This is a genomic window from Aeromonas sp. 96A (assembly GCF_051919165.1).
GTDB classification, from domain to species: domain Bacteria; phylum Pseudomonadota; class Gammaproteobacteria; order Enterobacterales; family Aeromonadaceae; genus Aeromonas; species Aeromonas veronii.
On the sequence record NZ_JBQBFE010000001.1, the window covers coordinates 4,176,276 to 4,195,591 of the forward strand.

The following is a 19,316-nucleotide window of genomic DNA, read 5'->3' on the forward strand; positions in this document are numbered from 1 at the left end:
GAATAACTGGATTTTTGTGCGCTATCACCTTGAGTGTGACCCTGATCGCAAAGCTGAACAGCTGCTGAAACGGGGGCGGATTGAATCGCTCATATTTTTATTGATGATTAAAATCAATTGGTTGTGTTTGTTCGTGGTTCAGCGTTTTGGCCGTGCGGTGAGTTTTTACGCAGTGGATGGGCGCGCTCTTTCTATAAATTTGTGAGGTGAAAAATGGCTGCTGGATGTGAGCCAACGCACAGAAATGGCCCCGCAGGCGGGAAGAGAGGGGCAGGCGCAGGGGAGGCGCGAGCAGAACAAGCTGGAGAAATGAGTTGCGCCATCGCTGCCAGATAGCTCACCACAACGGGCAAGAAAAACCACAGCCATAGACGCACCGTAGGGTGCAATGAACAAAGTGAATTGCACCGCCTGTTTGGGCGTTGAGTGTGGTAGCACCGTAGGGTGCAATGAACAGAGTGAATTGCACCGCCTGTTTCGGCAGGCTGGGTGGTGGCAAAGATAGAGGTGCAATGCGCTGCGCTTATTGCACCCTACTGGATTGATGTTGATTACGCGAATGTCTGAATATGCTTCGCTACCCAAGCCTATGAGCTCATTGGATCGGTTTTAGATGGTCCAAATATGGTGCACATAATTCTAAAAAAATGGTTTTCCAGCGTTCAGGAAGACCATTAAAATCATTGTCCCAATTTTGGGATATATGTTGAAATGCTTTGTATGGTTTTTCACTCGATGGAGCATCATAGCCTAGAAGGTCTTCAATACACTCTTCAATCATAATTCTTCGATCAGCTCCAGTTTCAGCCAAAATAGGTGCATTCATCGCTTCGGCTTTAGCTGTTCCCGCATCTCTATCATGCATAAAAATATATTCAACATCTAATGCATTAAGATACTTGGCTATGGATATCAATACGGCTTTTCCTCTAGCTCTTAAAAATTCACAGTTACCGATAACTCGAGCTTTATCTTCGGGAGATAATCTCTTAATAGTTTCGCGCACAACAACTTCTTCAGTATCGCCTTCAACAAAGACACACTTGTTCGTAAAAAACATTCGAGATATATAATCATCTATCTTGAGTAGCATTTTAAGATTTTGTTTTTCATTGTCTTGAAGGTTTGAAAATGCGTTTTCTAAGTTGAATGAAGTCGTGTCAGTAAATCGGTCTGCATTATAGGAAAATTTAGTTAAGCTCACACTTTTTTCCGTGCCTAGATTAACCATGTATGGTGAGTGAGTTGTTGCTACTATTTGACAGCTTGGCCCGGCTAAATCATAGAGTGAATCTCTTAATTGATTTGCCGCGGAAGGATGCAAATAAATTTCAGGTTCTTCAAAACAAAATATTGTACTTCTTGGATTATCTGCCGTTCTATTTACAAACTCTTGAACAAAGCGTAGCAGTTGAAATGCAGTTGCACGTATCATTCCATGGCCTTGATACGAAACCTCAGTCTTGACGTTACTTTCTAACTCAACCGAAAATTGAGGTTTTATTGTTTTTTCTGGTTTGTCTAGGGCTGCTGAAACATGAACAGATGAATCTGGAAATAGATTGTGAGCCATTCCATTCAACTCTTCTATGAGCTTGCCAAAGTCAGTTTCTATATCATTTGGGTTGAGCTCTAAAGCCAATCTGTTTAGAAATATTTGTGCTTGTTCGTAGTTTTCAGATGTGGAGCGCACTTGTTCAAATAAATCACCTAAGAGTGAATGTAATGCTCCACTGCTAGATGTAAGTTCTGATACGCAGGATTCAGCAGGAATAATTACAATGCGTGGTAATTTAGATAATACGTTGCCTGGTATTCCACCAGGATTTTCAACCCATTTCGGTTCTTGATTATCTTGAACCTCCCAGTAATCGGTTAGGTCTTCCAGTTTTTCTTGATTAGCTTTTAGGGATATTTTTTTGTCGAAGTTAGTGTCACCAAAAAACTCTCTCAAGAAGTCTGCTGAGAATGTTTCACTAACCAAATCTGATACATTTATTGCATTTGAAAAAACATCCTTTGGTTTTTTAGGATATTCTAACATGTAAAATTTGGGTTTTGACTGTTTGATAGACCATACTTTTTTATATACGATACTGTTAGATGTTTCATTTTTTAGTGGTGTATCGACATGAATAACTCGACCTTTAAAACCTATCCACTCCTTCGCGTCATCCGGTAAGTTGTGATATCGGGCGATAATTTCTATTTCTTCTGCATACTCATAGAGCTCTTGCTCATCGTTGTATGTCTTTGAATAGTCTTCTCGTATGGCGTTACCAGCACTATGTAATAGTTTAATTGCAGAGAAAACACTGGATTTACCTGCATTATTAGCACCTATTAAAAATGTTGAATCTCTAAAATGAATGGTGCAATCTCTAAGCTTCCTAAAATTCTTAATGCTTATTTCATGTAGTCTCATATAGTTACCGTCATTGAGATGATGTGATAATTAAATGTAAAAATAAAATTTTTTGTCGAGAGATAATGATTAATTCGGAATGATATATAAATTATGAATACTATTTATCTCTTCTTTTTAAGGCCAATTTTCACTATTTGTAGACTATGGTCTCTACTCTGCAGCAGTAATTCGTCCATATAAAATGGTGGCCAAACAGCTTGATGCATAAACCTAGGTAGGCCGGTCTCCAACTGAGGCATATTAATCTCGATTAAAATTGAATGAAACCATGACAGGGCAAAAACCTACCAGAGATCAATAAATTACTCATTAAGTGGGTGTTATCTGTCCGCCTGGCGTTGTGAGTGCAAGCTGAGCTTCACCTCTTGCCGGGTACTACCGCCACTCAATACTCCAGAAACTTCTCCCCGCACCGCTCGCAAATTAGATGTTTTACATGGGTGGTCTGGTAGGCCAGTGTTTCACCAAACGCCCAGTTGGTGATGCTGCTGGAAGTAAAGGCTTGCCAGAAGGCTTTGCGCGGATCCTTGGGCATGATGTCCTGGCTGTGATCGCGAGCGACCAGCACCACGATATGGCGGGTACGCTCGCCGCATTTGTCACAGCGGTGGATTTCAGTCGGCGGGTTCTGGTCGTGCGGGTTGCTCATAAATGGGATCGTGAAGTGAGGCAGGCGCCCATCATATTCCTCTCCACTTGGCTCTCAATCTCTCCTTGCTGACGCAGTGAGCAGGCTCACATTTTTGCGTCCCCCTCTTTGTTATTTGCCCGCGCGCCGCAGCCATGTGCCTCTGGTCGATGCCCGCTTCTGCGGTTTGCTGGTGAGCGGTGATGATATGGCGGGTGGGGTGAGCTCGGGCTTGCCCAGCCAGCTCAGGCCGACTCCCGCTTTTGTAGGCTGGGGGTGATGATATGGCGGCTGGGGTGAGCTCGGGCTTGTCCAGCCAGCTCAGGCCGACTCCCGCTTTTGTAGGCTGGGGGTGATGATATGGCGGCTGGGGTGAGCTCGGGCTTGTCCAGCCAGTTCAGGCTGATTCTCGCTTCTGCAAGTTGGGGGTGATGATATGGCGGTTGGGAGCGAGCTCGGGTTGTTGCATCCGGGTCAGCAGTCGTCTCGCCGCCTGTCGGCCGATTTCGCGGGCCGGTGAGCTGACAAAGGTGAGGGCGGGGGAGGTGAGTTCGGCCTCCGCCACGTCGTCAAAACCGAGCAGGGCCACCTGCTGGCCGATGTAGTTATCCTTGCCCACGGTGCGGCCGCTCGCCTCGACACCATAGATGGCGCCGAGCGCCACCTCGGGGTAGTGGCAGAGCACGGCGGTCACCTTGGGGTGCTGGTGCAGCAGCTGGGCGATGGTGTCGGCGGCGCTGCGCTGGGTGCGCTCGCACTCCAGTACCCACTCAGGTTTGAAGGGCAGGCCATATTGCAGCAGGCTGGCGCAGTAGCCGCCGATGCGCTCGGCGCGGGTGAGGGAGTCGGCTCGCCCGCCGACGTAGGCGATATGGCGGTGCCCCTGCTCGATCAGGTAGGTGGTGGCCTGTTTAGCGGCGTGGGTGTTGTCGGGGCCGATAAAGTCCACGTCATCACGATAGTAGGAGCGGGCGGCGCACACCACCGGCAGCTCGGAGTCGAGCAGGGTCTCCAGGGTTTTGGCCGCCGCGCCGCGCACCGGATTGAAGATGATGCCCGCCACCCCCTGCCGTGACAGGGAGTGGATGCTCTGCTGCAGCCGCTCCGGGCTGTGGCCGCACTGGGTCAGAAACAGCAGATAGCCCTGCTGCTCCAGCACCTCGCTCACCCCGGCGGTCACCTCGGTATAGAAGGGGTCGGTGATGTCGCGCAGGATCAGCCCCACCAGATTGGATTGCTGGCTGCGCAGGTTGGCGGCGGCGCTGTTGGGCACATAGTCGAGCTCTTTTATCGCCTGCTGCACCCGCTCGGCGGTGGCCGGGGAGATGCGCCCCTTGCCGTTGAGCACCATGGAGACGGTGGTGACCGACACTCCCGCCCGCTGGGCGACGTCGGTGATCTTGGTGGCTTTGGCAGAGAGGGATTTGGGCGACATAGGGCGAATGGACGACGGACAGTTGAAAGCGAGGCCCCAGCATACCTGCTCAGATGCTCAAGTGAAACGTTACATCACCATTGGGCCGATCCGGCTCACAAATTTGGATCCTGCTGCCAGCCAGCCCCCTTATTCTGTGATCCTGTCGGCACTTGTAAATTGATAAAACGTTTTATCATTCGGCAAAACCTGATGCTGACCCGCGCCTTTTGCTTCGAGATTGCTTTGAGATTGCCTCGAGCGGGGGAGGGCAGCCGCAGATATTGCTGTCTATTCACAAGGAGCCGTTTCATGGCCAAGCCTCAAGCCAAATCCACTATCTGGGAGTTCCTGCAGAGCCTCGGCAAGACCTTTATGTTGCCGGTCGCCCTGCTGGCCTTCTCGGGCATTTTGCTCGGTGTCGGCAGCTCGCTCACCAGCGATGCGGTCAAGCAGAGCATGCCCTTCCTCGACAATACCGTGCTGCAACTGCTGTTCCTCTGGATGACCAAGGTAGGGCTGGTGGCTTTTATCTACCTGCCGGTGATGTTTGCGGTGGCCATTCCGCTCGGGTTGGCGCGAGAAGAGAAGGGGGTCGCGGCCTTTGCCGGTTTCGTCGGCTATGCGGCGCTCAACCTCTCCATCAACTTCTACCTCACCGTGGCTAACGTCATCGGTGACGCGGCGGCGGAGAAGGCCTACGGGGTGAAATCGATCCTCGGCATCAGCTCCATCGACACCGGGATTCTGGGGGCCATCATCGTCGGGGTGATCGTCGCCAAACTGCACGCCCGTTTCTACACCTACAAGATGCCCGATGCGCTCGCCTTCTTCGGCGGTGCCCGCTTCGTGCCCATCATCACCGCGCTGGTGCTGGGTGTGGTCGGTCTGGTCGTGCCGTTCGTCTGGCCCTGGTTTGCTGCCGGCATCAATGGCATCGGGGCGCTCATCTCCCACGCCGGTCCCTTCGGCCCCTTCCTGTTCGGTACCGGTGAGCGCCTGCTGCTGCCGCTCGGTCTGCACCACATTCTGGTGGCGCTGATCCGCTTTACCGAAGCGGGCGGCACCCAGCTGGTATGCGGTCACGAGGTGAGCGGCGCCCTCAATATCTTCTACGCCGAGCTCTCCTGCGCCGACACTTCCGGCTTCTCGGTCTCTGCCACCTCCTTCCTCTCGCAGGGCAAGATGCCAGCCTTCCTCGGCGGCCTGCCGGGCGCGGCGCTCGCCATGTATCACTGCGCCCGCCCGGAAAATCGCGGCAAGATCAAGGCACTGCTGGTCTCCGGCGTGGTGGCCTGCGTCATCGGTGGGATCACAGAGCCGCTGGAGTTCCTGTTCCTGTTCGTGGCACCGGTGCTCTACGTCATTCACGCCATTCTGACGGGTCTGGGCTTCATGACCATGGGGCTGCTCGGCGTCACCATCGGTAACACCGACGGCAACCTCATCGATTTTCTGGTGTTCGGCGTGCTGCAAGGCACCGCCACCAAGTGGTATCTGGTGCCGGTCGCGGCCGCCATCTGGTTTGCCATCTACTACAGCGTGTTCCGCTTCGCCATCGTGCGCTTTAACCTGAAAACCCCGGGCCGTGAGATTGAAACCAGCGAGACTGCCCAGCCCGCAGGCAAGAAGGCCGGCAACAGCGGTTACAACGGTGAAATCATCCTTAACGCCCTGGGCGGCGCCGATAACATCCTCGCGCTCGATAACTGCATCACCCGCCTGCGGATGTCGGTGCAGGACATGAGCAGGGTCGATGACAAGGTATTGAAAGCAAACGGCGCCATCGGGGTGATCAAGCTCGACGAGCACAACCTGCAGGTGGTGATCGGCCCGCAGGTGCATCTGGTGAAAAACCAGCTGCAGAGTCTGATGGGGGCCTGAACCGGCCAATAAGATCCGAACGGGGGGCGCAAGCCCCCCTTGTTTGCCTCTCCCAATATGTCTCCTGTTTATGGAGGGAGAAACTTCATGCACGATATTTATGACTTCGACCGCGTGGTCGACCGCCACGGCACCTACTGCACCCAGTGGGACTATGTAGCCGACCGTTTTGGCCATGCCGACCTGCTCCCCTTTACCATCTCCGACATGGATTTCGAGACCGCCCCCTGCATTCGCCAGACGCTGGCAGCCCGCCTTGAGCACGGGGTATTTGGCTACAGCCGCTGGAATCACGACGACTTCAAGGGGGCGGTGAGCAACTGGTTTGCCAGCCGTTACGGGGCGAGCCTCGACCCCGAGACGCTGGTTTACGGCCCCTCGGTCATCTATGTGATTGCCCAGCTGGTGAGCCTCTGGTCGGCGCCGGGGGAAGGGGTGCTGGTGCATACCCCGGCCTACGATGCCTTCGGCAATATGCTGGCAGCCAACGACAGGGTGCTGCTGCCCTGTCCGCTCAAAAAAACAGAGGGGAGTTACCAGATCGACTGGCAATGTTTCGAGCAACAAGCGGCTCGCCCCGATTGCCGGATTTTGCTGCTCTGCAGCCCCCACAACCCCACCGGCCGGGTCTGGACGCGGGATGAACTGGGCCGGATGGCAGCTATCTGCCAGCGCCACGGGGTCAAGGTCATCTCGGACGACATCCATATGGATGTGAGCTTTGCCCGCTACTTGCCGTGGAGTGAAGTGGCACCGGACAATGGCTGGGCGCTGGTGAGCTCGGGCTCCAAATCCTTCAATATTCCCGCCCTTGGCGGCGCCTACGCCTTTATCGCCAACGCCGGGGTGCGCGCCGCCTATCTGCAGCGGCTCAAGGCGGCCCACGGCCTCTCATCGCCGCCCATTCTCGGGGTGCTGGCCCATATCAGCGCCTATCGGGATGGGGCTGCCTGGCTCGATGCCCTGAAAGCCTACCTGCATGGCAACCTCACCCATGTGGCGGCGCGGCTCAACGCCGCCTTCCCCGCCATCGACTATCGGGTGCCCGAGGGAACCTATCTGGCCTGGATTGACCTGCGCGGTCTTGGCATCGACTCCACCGAGCGGATGGATGCGCTGCAAACCTTGCTGGTGGAGAAATACCGGGTCGCCATCATGCGCGGCGACACCTATGGCCCTGAAGGCACAGGCTATATCCGCCTCAACGTCGGCTGCCCGCGCTCGAAGGTTGACCAAGGGCTCGACGCCCTGATCGGCGCGCTGGGGGAGGTGGGGTAAGGGATATATCCTGGACTAGCGATTGAGCAAGAAGACGACCTCCCCCCGGTAGTGGGGGGAGGTTGCAAGCTTTGCCTGCCACGAGGATTCCCACTCGCCCTCCTGCACCAGACCAACCTTGAATGGAATGGTGAGCTGCATCATGGCGGGTAGATAGGCGCTGTAACCCGGTACCGTATGTTTTCCCTGATAGGTCTGGATCACTATCTCATCAACCGGAAGGCTGTTGAGTTGTGCCACATCCCCCGTCTTGGCCCAGTCGAGCAGGCCCGTTACGCTGAGCTTGCACTCTGCCGGCAACACTTGTCGCAACTGCTGCAAAGAGGTGGCGTAACGATCTAGTTGGCGGGTAGCTGCATCAAAGTCGATCTGAATACCCGTTACTTTGGCTCCGGCCTTGCGCCACTCCTGATACAGCCTGACCAGCAACTTTTTGTGATCGGCAGAGAGCGGCAGCGTATTCACTCTCACCACAAGCCAGAGTTGTTCGGTCTGAAGTGGTGTTGGAGCGCGCCCCAGTTTGATAAAACGGGGGCCGGATGGTCTGTTCAGGATCTCCCCCTGATGCAAATAGAGGGTGGTTGCCTGTGCCAGGACTGGCTGATGCCGGGTGGCAGACCAGAGCCAGAATGCGTGATAGCTGCTGGCATCGACACTTGCCTTAAGTGGCGCAGCAAGTGTCGATAACAGAATTAGCAGGCTAGGCACGAGGGGCTGCGGCATGGTTTACCAGTAGTATTTGAGTGATTTGGCCCATACCGAGTTGCCATAACGTTGCTTGAGCGTGTTGAACCAGGCTTGCCGCATGCTCTTGGGGATCTCCTGATCGTCACACCCGTTGTAGCCTGATGGTGCGTAGCAGTTGATGGCTCTATAAAGGGCATAGCTCTTGTCTTCGGGCTCGGCTTTAGGGTTGGCCATGACGGCCTGATATAGCTTTAGCCTGCTTGGCGCGGTGGCTGACTCAGGTTTTGACAATCCCCAAACCATCTCTTTTCCTTGCCACAAATTGATCGCGGGATCCTTGTTGCGCAGATATTCACCCAGGCAGTTGAGTGCGTGTCCGTCTCCGGGGTGTTGCAGCAGTGTGCCGAGAGTGGAGGCCAAATCACGGCAGTAATAGCCCTGCGGTGTGCCTTCACCTCCCCACTTGAATGCTGACAAGAGCACATCTCTGTTGGGTACCGGTTGCCATGGTTCATCCTTGGGTGGGGTAGCCTCCTTGTAGTCGGCCGGAATAAGTGCCACGTCTTTCAGGAACGTTGCGTAATCCTCTGCAATCAGGCCTCTCACCAGCAAGGTATGCAGGGCGATTTGTCTTTCCAAGGCGCTTGTGGCCTGCCGAGCCTGCTGACGAAGCAAGTCCGGATCGGCCGACTGTTTTAACACGACGGTGCGTATCCGCAACTGAGTGACAGGGCTCTCTTTGTTGAAAATGGCCGCAGTATTGCCGGTACGTACCCACTGATCTGCCAGCATGTTCTCCACGAATGCCTGTTGGGCTTGAGTGAGAGGTGCCGCTACGAGCGTCATCAGGGCTTGCTCTGCCTGGTCAAACGCCTTCATTCCTTGCTGTGCCCAGATTCGCAGCAACTGGCGGCTGAACGCCAGGGTTGATGCGTTTTGTCCTTCTGTTTTGGGCAACAGCGCCAGTACAGCATCAAACTGTTGGTTCTGCAGCAATCGATAAGCTTGCAGATAGGTAGCCTCTTCCGTTTTACCCGTCTCTTGCAGCTGTTGGATGGCCTCATCGATCTGCTCGTCACTCCAGTTGCGTTTCTGGTCATAGCCAGTTCTGAGGCCACGCAGTGCATTGATAAACAGCAGCTCAGGCTGGGTTTTATCCTCGTAGGCGAGTTCATTGCGATAGGCGTCAGCGCTCAGCAAAGAGAGATCTATTTCGTTAACCAGCGCCTCAAGTTCCGGCAGGGAGTGGTCAGCGGCTATCGCTTCGCTATAGTTATCGCGTAATGAAGCCTGATCACCCGCCATCCAGTTGATGCGTCTGAACATCCCCTTGGTCGAGCTGACGTAACGTCCTTGCGGATAAGCGGCCAGATACGCCTGCCCCTGCGTCATGGCCTGTTTCAGCGCCTCTTTATCACTCTTGGTGAAATCCGTATCACCATACTCGCTCTGCGCATCTTTCACCGCTGCATTAAGGTGTGTTCGCATCACCATATAGCTCGCGGTTTCGGCAATCCACGGTGCTTTTGCCTCTTGCAGAGCCATAAAGCCGGTCAATGCCTCGGAGAAATGACCTTCGTAGAAGTGGCGTGCCGCATCTAGGTAAGCCTGCCACTCCTTGGCAGACTCGCTCATTGTGACTTCTGAAGACTGGGGGCTATCTCCCTGTTGACCAAGGAGCTGTAAGCGGGTTTTGAGTAGATGCGTGCGCTCGGTAGATGACAGGTCACTCTGCTCAAGGGCATCGAGAAATTGACTGACAGATTGCAGCGAGTTGGAAATGGCTCGGCCGTAAAGGGCATCCCGACCAGCATAGTGTTCCAGCAAAGTCGGGAGCGAGGCGTCATGGGCGGTGAGCCGGCTAACCAGCTGTTCACGTAGTTCCGGGACTTCCAACTCGTCGGGAAGTGGCAGGCGTTGCAGAGAGAAGAGTTCCATATCGCGTTCGTTGGCCGGATCGGCCGGAAGCATAAAGGGAAGGGAGAGTCGCTGCTTGTCAGCCAGCAGCATCAGCAAGTTGCTCTTGGTGTCATTTTCGGAAAGGAAAAGCGGATAAGCAGGCAATGGACAGTCTGTCAGCCAAAAACTGCACCCGTCTTGGTCGAATGAGGCAACCGAAGGAAAAGCAGCAAGCGTGAGTGCCAGTGCCGAACAGTATTTCAAGATCTTCATAAGAGGAGGTATCCACTATCTGCCGAGTGACAACTCCTTGAATCACGAGCCAAGAAGCCTGAAGCACAATGGCTGGCAATAGTACGCAAGTGGGTTTCAATCGACAACCTTTCAGTGGTTTATGATGGGCGTTCAAGCAGATAACAGAATGCTGATGGCCTTACGTTGTAAGGCCTGCAATAAAAACGGGACCATCAGTGATGGCCCCGTGTTGGTTGCGCTGTGCTCAGTTATCAACCTACGCCGAAATCAGGCGCGAATGGTCGTCGGGATAGCGCTGTTCGGGCGTGATATGGCTGGTTCGATTGCGGGCTCGCTGAGCTCGGTAGCTGCTAGTGCAGTGCCTTGGGTCAGGGCTTCAGCCTGATGCAGCATGCGGCTGACCATATCGGTCAGGAGATCCACATCCAGCTTGTCCAGCCACTCGCGACACCAGAGCAGGGTGCTTTGCTCGCTGTCTCTACTGAGTTGCAGCACAGGCCAGTCGGCCATGGCGGCGAGGGAGGGGGTCTGGATATCCCCCAGCGGGATAAACAGGGTCACCAGTTGATCCCGCTCGCGAATATGGAGGCTGAAGGGGCCCGCCTGCAGATCCAGCCCCTTTTCGTGCAGGCACTCCTGCGGCAGGGATAGCTGGCGAACGAGGGTTGATAGCATGGCATGGAACATCATTAATCCTCCCGATGGGTGTTATCAAAGACCGACTCTGTGGGCGGCCACAGGTTGGCGATAGGGGGGCGGGCAGGGGTACCGACCAGTGGCGCCCCTATGGTGGCGGCCCAGGGGTCGACTACCTTGGCGTGTGGCCCCCAGCTTTCCGGCTTGGTGAGTTCACTCCCCTCGGCGCGGCCAATCACCACAAAGCAGTGGGTCTGGGCGTGACCTTGTGCACCACGATGGGCCAGCACTTCGATCCGCTGGTCACTGTTGTGGCGCAGCAGTTCGGCCGCCGCCGAATAGGCCAGGGTCGAGCAGCAACCGGCCTTGGCGTCATCCACCGCCTTGGCGATGTTTTCCATGGTGCGCAAGGAGAGTGGCTGCTTGTTTCTGGTTATCTGGATGGCGGCCATATTGGCGCTGTTGTTGGCGCGCTGGTTGGCTGCCAGGCGCTGGGGATCCTGCCCGAAGGCGTTGAGTTTGCCGATGATCTTCTGATAGCTCGGGTTGTTGGGCTGGACAAAGGTCTGGGCGTCGGTGCAGGCGTAGCTGCCCAGTTTTTCCAGTCCGGCCATGCTCTTTTGCAGCAGGGCCTGGGTGCCACCTGCCATCACTTTCGGTTCATGTCGCGGGGCGGCTCTGGTGATGGCCCCCTGTTCTGCCAGGGCCTGCTTCAGTTCATTCAGACGAGCGCCGCGTGCAGCCACTTCTTTGGGGTGGTGCTGCTCCCAGTGCTGGATCGCATCCTGCACCCGCTGCGCTTTGCCGCTATCGGGGGCGCTTTGCAACTGGCGCAGGGCGCTGATGACCTGCTTGAGATCGCTGCTCTGGAAGTGGCCGATGCCGCGCTTGACGGATTGTTCGAACAGCTTGTTACCCTTGGCTAGCAGCGGGCTGGCCTCTGTCTGCTGGGGCGATGCTGGGCGGTTGAGGTGAATGTGTCCACCGATTGCTGGTAAGGCCATGATGTGATTCCCGACAGGGTTGACGATAAGGGGATGATACCGAGCCTTGACGGCGCGCTATATCAGGGAGCGGTCGGGGATTTGTCAGTTTTTCGCGTGTTGCGCAGTTTGTTTAGCCAGGCGGGCAGCGTACTGCCCTACCACTGTGGCCCTTCGCTCTGGCGCCACTGCTCCAGCCAGCGCAGTACCTCGGCGGTCGCCTCAATCTGGTCGGCCGGGATGTAGTTGTTGAGCTGGGCATCCCGATAGAGGGCGCGGGCCAGCGGGATGCGCTGCAGCACTGGGATCCCCTCCTCTTCGGCAATCTTGCGCACCTGTAGCGCCTGGGCATCGGTGAATTTGAGAGTCACCACCGGCAGCGGGGTTTCTCCCCGCTCGTAGCGGATACCGATGGCGATATGGGTCGGGTTGGCGACGATGACCGAGGAGCGCTTGACGTCGGCGCGCATGTTGCTCGACTGCAACTCCTGATGGAACTGGCGGCGCTTGCTCTTGATCTCCGGGCTCCCCTCCATCTCCTTGTACTCCCGCTTCACCTCGTCCTTGCTCATCTTGAGCTGCTTGATGTGCTGGTAGTGTTCGAAGGCGTAGTCAGCGATGGCGATCACCACAAAGCCCATGGCGCAGACCGCCATCAGCTGGCCCAGCATGCCCCCCAGCACCGGGGTGATGCAGCTCATGCCGCAGCCGGGCAACTGGAGCATCACTTGCAGATTGCCCTTTATGGTGACCCACACCAAGAGGCTCAGGAGGCTCACCTTGAGCAGGGATTTGACGAACTCCATCAGGCTCTTGATGGAGAAGATCTTCTTGGCCCCTTCCACAGGATTGATCTTCTTGATATCGGGCTTGATGGACTCGCCACTCAGCAGGAAACCGTACTGGGCGAAGTGGGAGACGAGCACCACCAGCGCCGACACCGCCAGGATCGGGATGCAGAGATAGGCCATCTCCTGCATCAGGTTCTCCACCACATGGTTGAGCGCCTGGGTAAAGGGGAGGTTGAGGTGGGATTCCGGGATCATCATCAGCTTGCCCAGATGTTCGAGGTAGTAGTCGGACATCGCCATCAGCATGCCCACCAGACTGAGGATGATGGCGGTGGAGACCACCTCCTTGCTCTTGACCACCTGCCCCTTCTGGCGGGCATCCCGCAACTTTTTTGGGGTGGGTTGTTCGGTCTTCTCGCCGCTCATCGCGCCTCCAGAATGGGGATCAGCAGTTGCAGCGGATCCATCACCGCCAGCACCTGTTGATAGGCGTGGTCCATCATCAGTTTGATGTAGATGACCAGCAACAGGCTGGCGACGGCGCTTTTTATCGGCATCGCCAGCACGAAGACGTTAAGTGAAGGGGCGAAGCGGCTGATCAGCGCCAGCCCGAACTCGGCCAGAAACATGGCGATTAAGAGCGGCGCCGCCAGCAAAGCGCAGAGCAGCAACATATGGCTGAACTGGCTGTAGAAAAAGTTGACCCACTGCTCGTCGATGGTGGGGAAAAAGTGCGCCACCGGCCAGCTGATATAGCTCTGGAACAGGGCAGCCAGCAAGGCGAGAAAGGCGCCGCTGGCAAAGAACAGGGTGATCAGGGTCTGGGTCAGCAGCAGGCCGGTGGGACTGGTCTGGCTGCCGAGAGTCGGGTTGAACAGGGACCCCATGGCGGCACCGCGCTGGTTGTCGATCAGAAAACCGCTCGCCTCGATGGCCCAGAAGGGGATGGCGGCGACAAAGCCGATCAGCAGGCCGAGCAGTACCTCCTTGGCGATCAGCATGGCCAGCGCCATGCCGTCGATCTGATCCGGCAAGGTGTCGGCGACCGTGGGGTAGGCGTAGAGCGCCAGCGAGCAGACCACGCCGTTGCGGATCATCGCCCCTCCCAGCATCTGTTTACTCAGCACCGGCAGCATCACGAAGCAGCTGATAAAGCGCGGCAGCAGCAGGGTATAGGCCAGCATCTGGGCCTGCAGGCTCTCCAGCGTCATTGGATCTGCGGTACCTTGAACAACACCATGTCGGCAAAGCTGTAGAGCTCGTTCCCCAGCCAGGCGGTGGTGGCAAACAGCGTGATCACCACGGCGATCAGCTTGGCGACAAAGCCCAGGGTCTGCTCCTGGATCTGGGTCAGTGCCTGCAGCAAAGAGACAAGGGTGCCCACCAGCGCCGCCACCAGCACAGGTGGCATCGAGAGGATCAGCACCAGCCAGAGCGCCTGGCTGGTGAAGTGAAGGATATCGGCGTGACTCATGCTAGCCTCCGTAACTGATGACCAGCCCGTGGGTCAGGCGGGCCCAGCCATCGAGCAGCACAAACAGCAGCAGCTTGAAGGGCAGCGAGATGGTCATGGGGGAGACCATCATCATCCCCATCGCCAGCAAGATGTTGGAGATGATGAGGTCGATGGCGATAAAGGGCAGGTAGATCAGAAAGCCGATTTCGAAGGCGCGGCTCAGCTCGCTCACGGTAAAGGCGGGCAGCAGGATCAGCAGGCTGTCGGGCTCCAGCCGGTCGGCATATTTGCTGGGCCAGAGTTGCTTGGTGCTGTCGATAAAGAAGGCGTGTTCCCGCGGTTTGATCTGCTTTTTCAAAAAGTCGCGGTAGGGGGCAATCCCCTCATCGAGGAACTTCTCCACCGATTCGGCTTTCGCCAGCGACACCTCGTTCTGGCGCAGGTAATCCTGGGTGGCAAAGCCGACCGGCGCCATCACATAAATGCTGAGAATGATCGCCAGCCCGTACATCGCCATGTTGGGGGGGATCTGCTGCACCCCGAGGGCGTTGCGCAGCAGCGAGAAGACCACCGCCAGCTTGACGAAGGAGGTGGCCATCACGGCGATAAAGGGGAGCAGGGCCAGCAGCGCCAGCCCGACGATAAGGTTTAGCTCGTCTGGCAACTGGATCATGACTGTGACTCGTTGTCGAGGCGTTCGATCCGTACACCCAGGCGCCCCTGGATCTCCACCAGTCGGCCCACTCCCAGCGAATGGCCGTTGCTGATGATGCGCACTTCGCCATCGAGGGGCGTGCCAAGATCGATCAGGGCGCCCGGTTGCAGGCTGGTGAGGGTATGCCAGTCCAGGGTCTGGCGGCCCACTTCGAAGCTCACCTGGATCGGCAGTTGATCCAGTTCGGTCGGGCCGAAGGGTTCAGCGGAGGCAGCATTATGCATGGCAGTCAGTTCCAGATGTTGTTGATGGGGTTGGCAGTAGGCAAAGGGGCGACCCTCCACGCGGATCAGCAGCTGCTGGCCGAGCTGCGGATGGGGCGGCGGCAGCAGCACATCGCCGATAGCGAGGGTAGCGAGCTCATCCATGGTCAGCCCCATTTCGCCCCACAGCAGGGAGAGGGTGAGGGGCAGCGGCAGCCGCTGCTGCCGTGGCCTTGGTGGCAACTTGCTCAGCAGGGGATCGGGCTGCGGCAGCCAGAGAGCGAGACTGGCCCCCTCCCGTTGCAACAGCAGTTGCAGGGCTGGCTCATCGGTCTGAACGTTACTCTCCTGTCGGGTCAGCGCCGAGCAGCTGAGGCCACCGAGGGGTTGTCCCAGCCGTTCGATCAGTGCCAGTTGCAGCGGCTCGGGCAGGCTGAACAGCGCCGCCTGTTGTAGATCCGGCGCCAGCCAGTGCGCCAGCTCTGCGCCGTGGCACAACAGCGGCAAAGAGAGCCCCTGCCACTGCAGTTGCAGCCGGGTATCGAGTGTCGCAGGCGGCAAACCGATGGTGATGACAAGCTCGCCGCCACTCCAGCCAAAGTGCTGGCGGTACTGGCTCAGGGTCTGCTGTAAAGTCAACTCCGCCAGCGAGGCGGAGGTGAGGGCAATCGGTGTCATGCGTCGGCATCCCACTCTTCGTAGATGGATCGTTTATGGCGCGAGCCCTGCTCACTGTCGGCCTGGTTAAAGAGATCGAGGGCGACTCGCTCGCCGGGATAGAGCCGTTGCAGGCGGTCGACCAGATCGCTGCGCCCCTGATTGAGCAGCAGCTCTCCTTGCGCCGTGGCGAGAATCTCGATCTGCAGCTCGCCATGGTGGTGAGCGATGCGAATGGAGAGATCGCCCAGCTGTGGCAACGTCAGGCGCAGCAGCGGCGGACGCTCCGGGCGGGCCAGCTCCTGATAGATATCCACCGCCAGTCGCTCTAGCAGCTGACCCAGTTCCCGATTACTCTCGGCAGGTGTAAGCCGGGCGAGCTGCAGATCCCCGGGGGTTTTCACCTGTGGAAGGATCGGTTGACCGCTGGCTTCGGGTATCTCGTCGGTCACCTCGGTTGCAGCGGTTCCGCTAGCGAGCAGCTCGGCGAGCTCGCTCTCCTCAGCCAGAGAGGCAACACCCTGTTGAGGGGCTGTTTGAATTGCCCCTTGCGGCAGTTCCGTACCAGAGGTGAGCGTGGTTGTCTGCATGCCATGCTGCTGTGAACCATACGTTTCTTTCTCGGGGCGTGGGGCCTGTGCGTTCACCATGGATAAGGGTGCAGCAAACTCGCGCTCAGGTACGGGCAGCCCAGAATCCTCGAGGGGCGGTTGCTGGGCCTGTACGTTTACCATGGATAAGGGGGCTGCAAGTTCGCGCTCAGGTACGGGCAGCCCAGAATCCTCGAGGGGCGGTTGCTGGGCCTGTGCGTTCACCATGGATAAGGGTGCAGCAAACTCGCGCTCAGGTACGGGCAGCCCAGATCCCTCGAGGGGCGGTTGCGGGACCTGTGCGTTTACCATGGATAAGAGTGCTGCAAGTTCGCGCTCAGGTACGGGCAGCCCAGAATCCTCGAGGGGCGGTTGCTGGGCCTGTGCGTTTACCATGGATAAGAGGGCTGCAAGTTCGCGCTCAGGTACGGGCAGCCCAGAATCCTCGAGGGGCGGTTGCTGGGCCTGTGCGTTTACCATGGATAGGGGGGCTGCAAACCCGCGCTCTGCTGCGGGTAGCCCCACTGCGCTGGCCCCGACCTCCGGATCTTGATCCCGCGCATCCCGTGTTTGCTGCGATTTTTTTCTCTCGACTTCCCGCTGGTCACGGGCTGCCACGCCAGAGAGGGCTGAGCCGGATAAACCGGATGCCTTTCTTGTGATGAGCTGTTGTGTCTGTAAATGCTTTGGCTGGCTGTGAGAAGCAGCAATATCAGACTGCCGGACAGTATCGGCTGCCTGTTTTTTTTGCTGCTGCGTCTGTAATAGTTGCTGGGGCTGCGGCTCCTGAGTCTTGCTCTGGCCATTCGCCCTGTACTTGTCGGGTGCCTTTTGATCCGCTTCAAGCCGCATCGCTTGCTCGAAACGCTGCTGTTGCGACCGATTGGCTTCAGCCATCTGGGTGTCGCCCCGGGCTGTCACTGTGCCCTGTATCGGGAGGATTCGGTTCATGACTCGTTACATCCTGATCTGCTGGCGGAACTCTTCCTGTTCCTGCTCTTCGTTGTAGTCACGCAGGGCTTGCTGTGAGGCCTGCTCCTGACGGTGTAGTTCGGCAAATTTCTGTTGCTGCTGGCGAGCGCGGTGTACCGCCTGCTGGCGATCCTGCAAACGGATGCGCTCTTCGGCGACCCGCTCGGCCTGCTCGGCGGCAGTTTGTTCAAGCTGGGCCTCTTTCTCCCGCAGCAGCGCCACTTGCTGTTGCCACGCCTTGAGCCCCTTGCGATCGAGTTGCTCTGCCTGACAGATGGCAAATAGCCGCTCTTCTTCGGCTTGGCGCCACTGGCGATAGTCGAGACTCTCCTGCTCCGCTTCGCGTTGGCGAACGCGGGCGAGTTGCACCCGAGCCTGCTGGACGGCGAGCTGCTGCTCGGCCCGATCCAGCCGCAGGTCTTTTATTCGTTGCAGGCGGCCAATCATCGGGTCAGCGCCTCCAGGGTCGAGAGGGCTTCCGGCAGTGAGCTCGGCTCATGAGTACCTTGTCTGAGCCACTGGCGAATGGCCTCAATACGGGCAATAGCCTCATCGGCTACCTTGTCCTGCCCTTTCTGGTATTCGCCGATCTGCAGCAACAGTTCCACCTCTTCATATTTCGCCAGCCAGCTGCGCAGTCGACCTGCCTGAGCCTGATGCGCGGGCGCGATGATCTGGTTCATCACCCGGCTGGCGGAGCGCAGCACGTCGATGGCCGGGTAGTGGTTGGCCGCCGCCAGTTTGCGCGACAGTATGATGTGGCCATCGAGGATGGAGCGGGTCTCGTCGGCAACCGGCTCTGTCATGTCATCCCCCTCTACCAGCACGGTATAGAGGGCAGTGATGGATCCCTTGTCTGACTGACCGGCCCGCTCCATCAGGCGGGGCAGGGCGGCAAACACCGACGGCGGATAGCCCCGTCGGGTTGGTGGCTCGCCAGCGGCCAGACCAATCTCCCGCTGGGCACGGGCAAAACGGGTGACGGAGTCCATCAACAGCAGCACCCGCTTGCCCTGATCGCGGAAATACTCGGCGATGGAGGTGGCGACAAAGCCCGCCTTGGCCCGCTCCATGGCCGGGCGATCCGAAGTAGCCACCACCAGCACAGCCTTCTTGAGCCCCTCTTCCCCCAGATCCGCTTCGATAAATTCGCGCACCTCACGGCCCCGTTCACCGATCAGCGCCAGCACGGTGACATCTACCTCGGCGCTGCGAATAAGCGACGCCAGCAGGGTGCTCTTGCCGCCACCGGCGGCCGCGAAGATCCCCATCCGTTGCCCCTCACCGCAGGTGAGCAGGCCGTCGATGGCGCGAATACCGAGCGAAATGGGCTCGGCGATGCGCTTGCGGCTCATGGGGGCCGGCGCATCCCGATAGACCGGATACCAGGCATCGGGCTCCGGCAGATGGCCACCGCCAAAGGGGTTTCCGAGGCCATCGAGCACCTGACCGAGCAGATGCTCGCCGACCCCGACCTGATGCATGGCACCGGTCGGGCTCACCTCGGTGTTGGAGGAGATGCCGAACATCTCGCCAAGGGGGGTGAGCAGCGCCTGATGTTGGGCAAAGCCGATCACCTCAGCCTGCAGGGAGAGGGTGTTGTCGGGGTTGCGCAGATGGCAGAGCTCGCCGATCCGCACCCCGGGGACGACTGCCTTGAGCAGGGTACCGGTCACCTGGGTGACCCGGCCACGGATCTGGATCAGGCGGCACTCGTCGATGGCGTGACGAAGCTGGCCGGGAATGTGGTCGAGGGAGAGGGTCATAACAATCTGCGTCATTGAAACTGGTGGCCACTATAGGGGATGGGGGGCTACGGGGATTTCAGCGCGAGTCGGGA

The 19,316-nt window shown here is 57.5% G+C and carries 16 protein-coding genes and 1 pseudogene; 2 read left to right on the top strand and 15 right to left on the bottom strand.

The window, feature by feature from the left end:
* Positions 1-595 precede the first annotated feature (595 nt).
* The 3 genes from ACTG2W_RS19465 to ACTG2W_RS19475 all read right to left on the bottom strand — a co-directional run bounded on the left by ACTG2W_RS19465 (position 596) and on the right by ACTG2W_RS19475 (position 4,491).
* A complete protein-coding gene (locus ACTG2W_RS19465; protein WP_106842711.1) occupies positions 596-2,425 on the bottom strand; it encodes an AAA family ATPase in 1,830 nt (609 codons plus the stop codon).
* A 388-nt stretch (positions 2,426-2,813) separates the two neighbouring features.
* Entirely contained in the window at positions 2,814-3,077 is a 264-nt protein-coding gene (locus tag ACTG2W_RS19470) for a hypothetical protein (protein ID WP_106842710.1), read from the bottom strand.
* A 376-nt stretch (positions 3,078-3,453) separates the two neighbouring features.
* Positions 3,454-4,491: a Mal regulon transcriptional regulator MalI gene (locus ACTG2W_RS19475; RefSeq protein ID WP_005344074.1), complete on the bottom strand. Its 1,038-nt coding sequence runs from the start codon at positions 4,489-4,491 to the stop codon at positions 3,454-3,456.
* Positions 4,492-4,782: 291 nt separating this feature from the next.
* On the opposite strand from ACTG2W_RS19475, the gene malX reads away from it, so the two are divergent.
* Together malX and ACTG2W_RS19485 are read left to right on the top strand one after the other, a co-directional pair.
* Entirely contained in the window at positions 4,783-6,354 is a 1,572-nt protein-coding gene (gene malX / locus ACTG2W_RS19480; protein ID WP_005353570.1) for a maltose/glucose-specific PTS transporter subunit IIBC, read from the top strand.
* Between the two features lie 87 nt (positions 6,355-6,441).
* Positions 6,442-7,632: a MalY/PatB family protein gene (locus ACTG2W_RS19485; protein ID WP_106842709.1), complete on the top strand. Its 1,191-nt coding sequence runs from the start codon at positions 6,442-6,444 to the stop codon at positions 7,630-7,632.
* Positions 7,633-7,647: 15 nt separating this feature from the next.
* Here ACTG2W_RS19485 and ACTG2W_RS19490 read toward each other — a convergent pair whose 3' ends face one another.
* From ACTG2W_RS19490 to ascN, 12 genes and pseudogenes are all read right to left on the bottom strand, one after another.
* Positions 7,648-8,355, bottom strand: coding sequence for a DUF3142 domain-containing protein (locus ACTG2W_RS19490; protein ID WP_181281566.1), 708 nt, complete (start codon positions 8,353-8,355; stop codon positions 7,648-7,650).
* 3 nt (positions 8,356-8,358) lie between these two features.
* Positions 8,359-10,491 carry a hypothetical protein gene (locus ACTG2W_RS19495; RefSeq protein WP_440016471.1) on the bottom strand — a complete coding sequence of 711 codons (2,133 nt, stop codon included), beginning with the start codon at positions 10,489-10,491 and terminating at the stop codon, positions 8,359-8,361.
* 249 nt (positions 10,492-10,740) lie between these two features.
* Positions 10,741-11,163: a hypothetical protein gene (locus tag ACTG2W_RS19500; RefSeq protein ID WP_106842707.1), complete on the bottom strand. Its 423-nt coding sequence runs from the start codon at positions 11,161-11,163 to the stop codon at positions 10,741-10,743.
* Complete coding sequence (locus tag ACTG2W_RS19505) at positions 11,163-12,113, bottom strand: hypothetical protein (protein WP_106842706.1); 951 nt, start codon at positions 12,111-12,113, stop codon at positions 11,163-11,165. The genes ACTG2W_RS19500 and ACTG2W_RS19505 overlap by 1 nt, the downstream gene beginning before the upstream one ends.
* Before the next feature lie 137 nt (positions 12,114-12,250).
* A complete protein-coding gene (ascU, locus tag ACTG2W_RS19510) occupies positions 12,251-13,309 on the bottom strand; it encodes a SctU family type III secretion system export apparatus subunit AscU (RefSeq protein WP_106842705.1) in 1,059 nt (352 codons plus the stop codon).
* Positions 13,306-14,094 carry a SctT family type III secretion system export apparatus subunit AscT gene (gene ascT, locus ACTG2W_RS19515; protein ID WP_106842704.1) on the bottom strand — a complete coding sequence of 263 codons (789 nt, stop codon included), beginning with the start codon at positions 14,092-14,094 and terminating at the stop codon, positions 13,306-13,308. Before ascT ends, ascU begins: the two co-directional genes overlap by 4 nt.
* The gene (gene ascS / locus ACTG2W_RS19520) at positions 14,091-14,357 is read right to left on the bottom strand and encodes a SctS family type III secretion system export apparatus subunit AscS (RefSeq protein WP_005334586.1); all 267 of its coding nucleotides are present in this window, start codon (positions 14,355-14,357) and stop codon (positions 14,091-14,093) included. Before ascS ends, ascT begins: the two co-directional genes overlap by 4 nt.
* Before the next feature lies 1 nt (position 14,358).
* Positions 14,359-15,012, bottom strand: a complete 654-nt coding sequence (gene ascR / locus ACTG2W_RS19525; protein ID WP_005334585.1) for a SctR family type III secretion system export apparatus subunit AscR — start codon at positions 15,010-15,012, stop codon at positions 14,359-14,361.
* On the bottom strand, positions 15,009-15,935 hold the full coding sequence (ascQ, locus tag ACTG2W_RS19530; protein WP_106842703.1) for a SctQ family type III secretion system cytoplasmic ring protein AscQ: 927 nt from the start codon (positions 15,933-15,935) through the stop codon (positions 15,009-15,011). Before ascQ ends, ascR begins: the two co-directional genes overlap by 4 nt.
* A pseudogene (ascP, locus tag ACTG2W_RS19535) lies at positions 15,932-16,318 on the bottom strand (type III secretion system needle length determinant AscP); the annotation flags it as partial. The gene ascQ and the pseudogene ascP, both read right to left, overlap by 4 nt.
* Before the next feature lie 1,143 nt (positions 16,319-17,461).
* Positions 17,462-17,923, bottom strand: coding sequence for a type III secretion system central stalk protein AscO (gene ascO / locus ACTG2W_RS19540; RefSeq protein ID WP_106842702.1), 462 nt, complete (start codon positions 17,921-17,923; stop codon positions 17,462-17,464).
* Entirely contained in the window at positions 17,920-19,242 is a 1,323-nt protein-coding gene (ascN, locus tag ACTG2W_RS19545; protein ID WP_106842701.1) for a SctN family type III secretion system ATPase AscN, read from the bottom strand. Before ascN ends, ascO begins: the two co-directional genes overlap by 4 nt.
* Positions 19,243-19,316: the final 74 nt, after the last annotated feature.

Bases quoted from the DNA above. Each gene is read 5' to 3' on its own strand.
- ascQ (WP_106842703.1), bottom strand. From the start codon at position 15,935: ATGACACCGATTGCCCTCACCTCCGCCTCGCTGGCGGAGTTGACTTTA.
- ACTG2W_RS19500 (WP_106842707.1), bottom strand. From the start codon at position 11,163: ATGATGTTCCATGCCATGCTATCAACCCTCGTTCGCCAGCTATCCCTG.
- ascS (WP_005334586.1), bottom strand. From the start codon at position 14,357: ATGAGTCACGCCGATATCCTTCACTTCACCAGCCAGGCGCTCTGGCTG.
- ACTG2W_RS19505 (WP_106842706.1), bottom strand. From the start codon at position 12,113: ATGGCCTTACCAGCAATCGGTGGACACATTCACCTCAACCGCCCAGCA.
- ascU (WP_106842705.1), bottom strand. From the start codon at position 13,309: ATGAGCGGCGAGAAGACCGAACAACCCACCCCAAAAAAGTTGCGGGAT.
- ACTG2W_RS19475 (WP_005344074.1), bottom strand. From the start codon at position 4,491: ATGTCGCCCAAATCCCTCTCTGCCAAAGCCACCAAGATCACCGACGTC.
- ACTG2W_RS19490 (WP_181281566.1), bottom strand. From the start codon at position 8,355: ATGCCGCAGCCCCTCGTGCCTAGCCTGCTAATTCTGTTATCGACACTT.
- ACTG2W_RS19485 (WP_106842709.1), top strand. From the start codon at position 6,442: ATGCACGATATTTATGACTTCGACCGCGTGGTCGACCGCCACGGCACC.
- ascN (WP_106842701.1), bottom strand. From the start codon at position 19,242: ATGACCCTCTCCCTCGACCACATTCCCGGCCAGCTTCGTCACGCCATC.
- ascT (WP_106842704.1), bottom strand. From the start codon at position 14,094: ATGACGCTGGAGAGCCTGCAGGCCCAGATGCTGGCCTATACCCTGCTG.
- ACTG2W_RS19495 (WP_440016471.1), bottom strand. From the start codon at position 10,491: ATGAAGATCTTGAAATACTGTTCGGCACTGGCACTCACGCTTGCTGCT.
- ACTG2W_RS19470 (WP_106842710.1), bottom strand. From the start codon at position 3,077: ATGAGCAACCCGCACGACCAGAACCCGCCGACTGAAATCCACCGCTGT.
- ascO (WP_106842702.1), bottom strand. From the start codon at position 17,923: ATGATTGGCCGCCTGCAACGAATAAAAGACCTGCGGCTGGATCGGGCC.
- malX (WP_005353570.1), top strand. From the start codon at position 4,783: ATGGCCAAGCCTCAAGCCAAATCCACTATCTGGGAGTTCCTGCAGAGC.
- ascR (WP_005334585.1), bottom strand. From the start codon at position 15,012: ATGATCCAGTTGCCAGACGAGCTAAACCTTATCGTCGGGCTGGCGCTG.
- ACTG2W_RS19465 (WP_106842711.1), bottom strand. From the start codon at position 2,425: ATGAGACTACATGAAATAAGCATTAAGAATTTTAGGAAGCTTAGAGAT.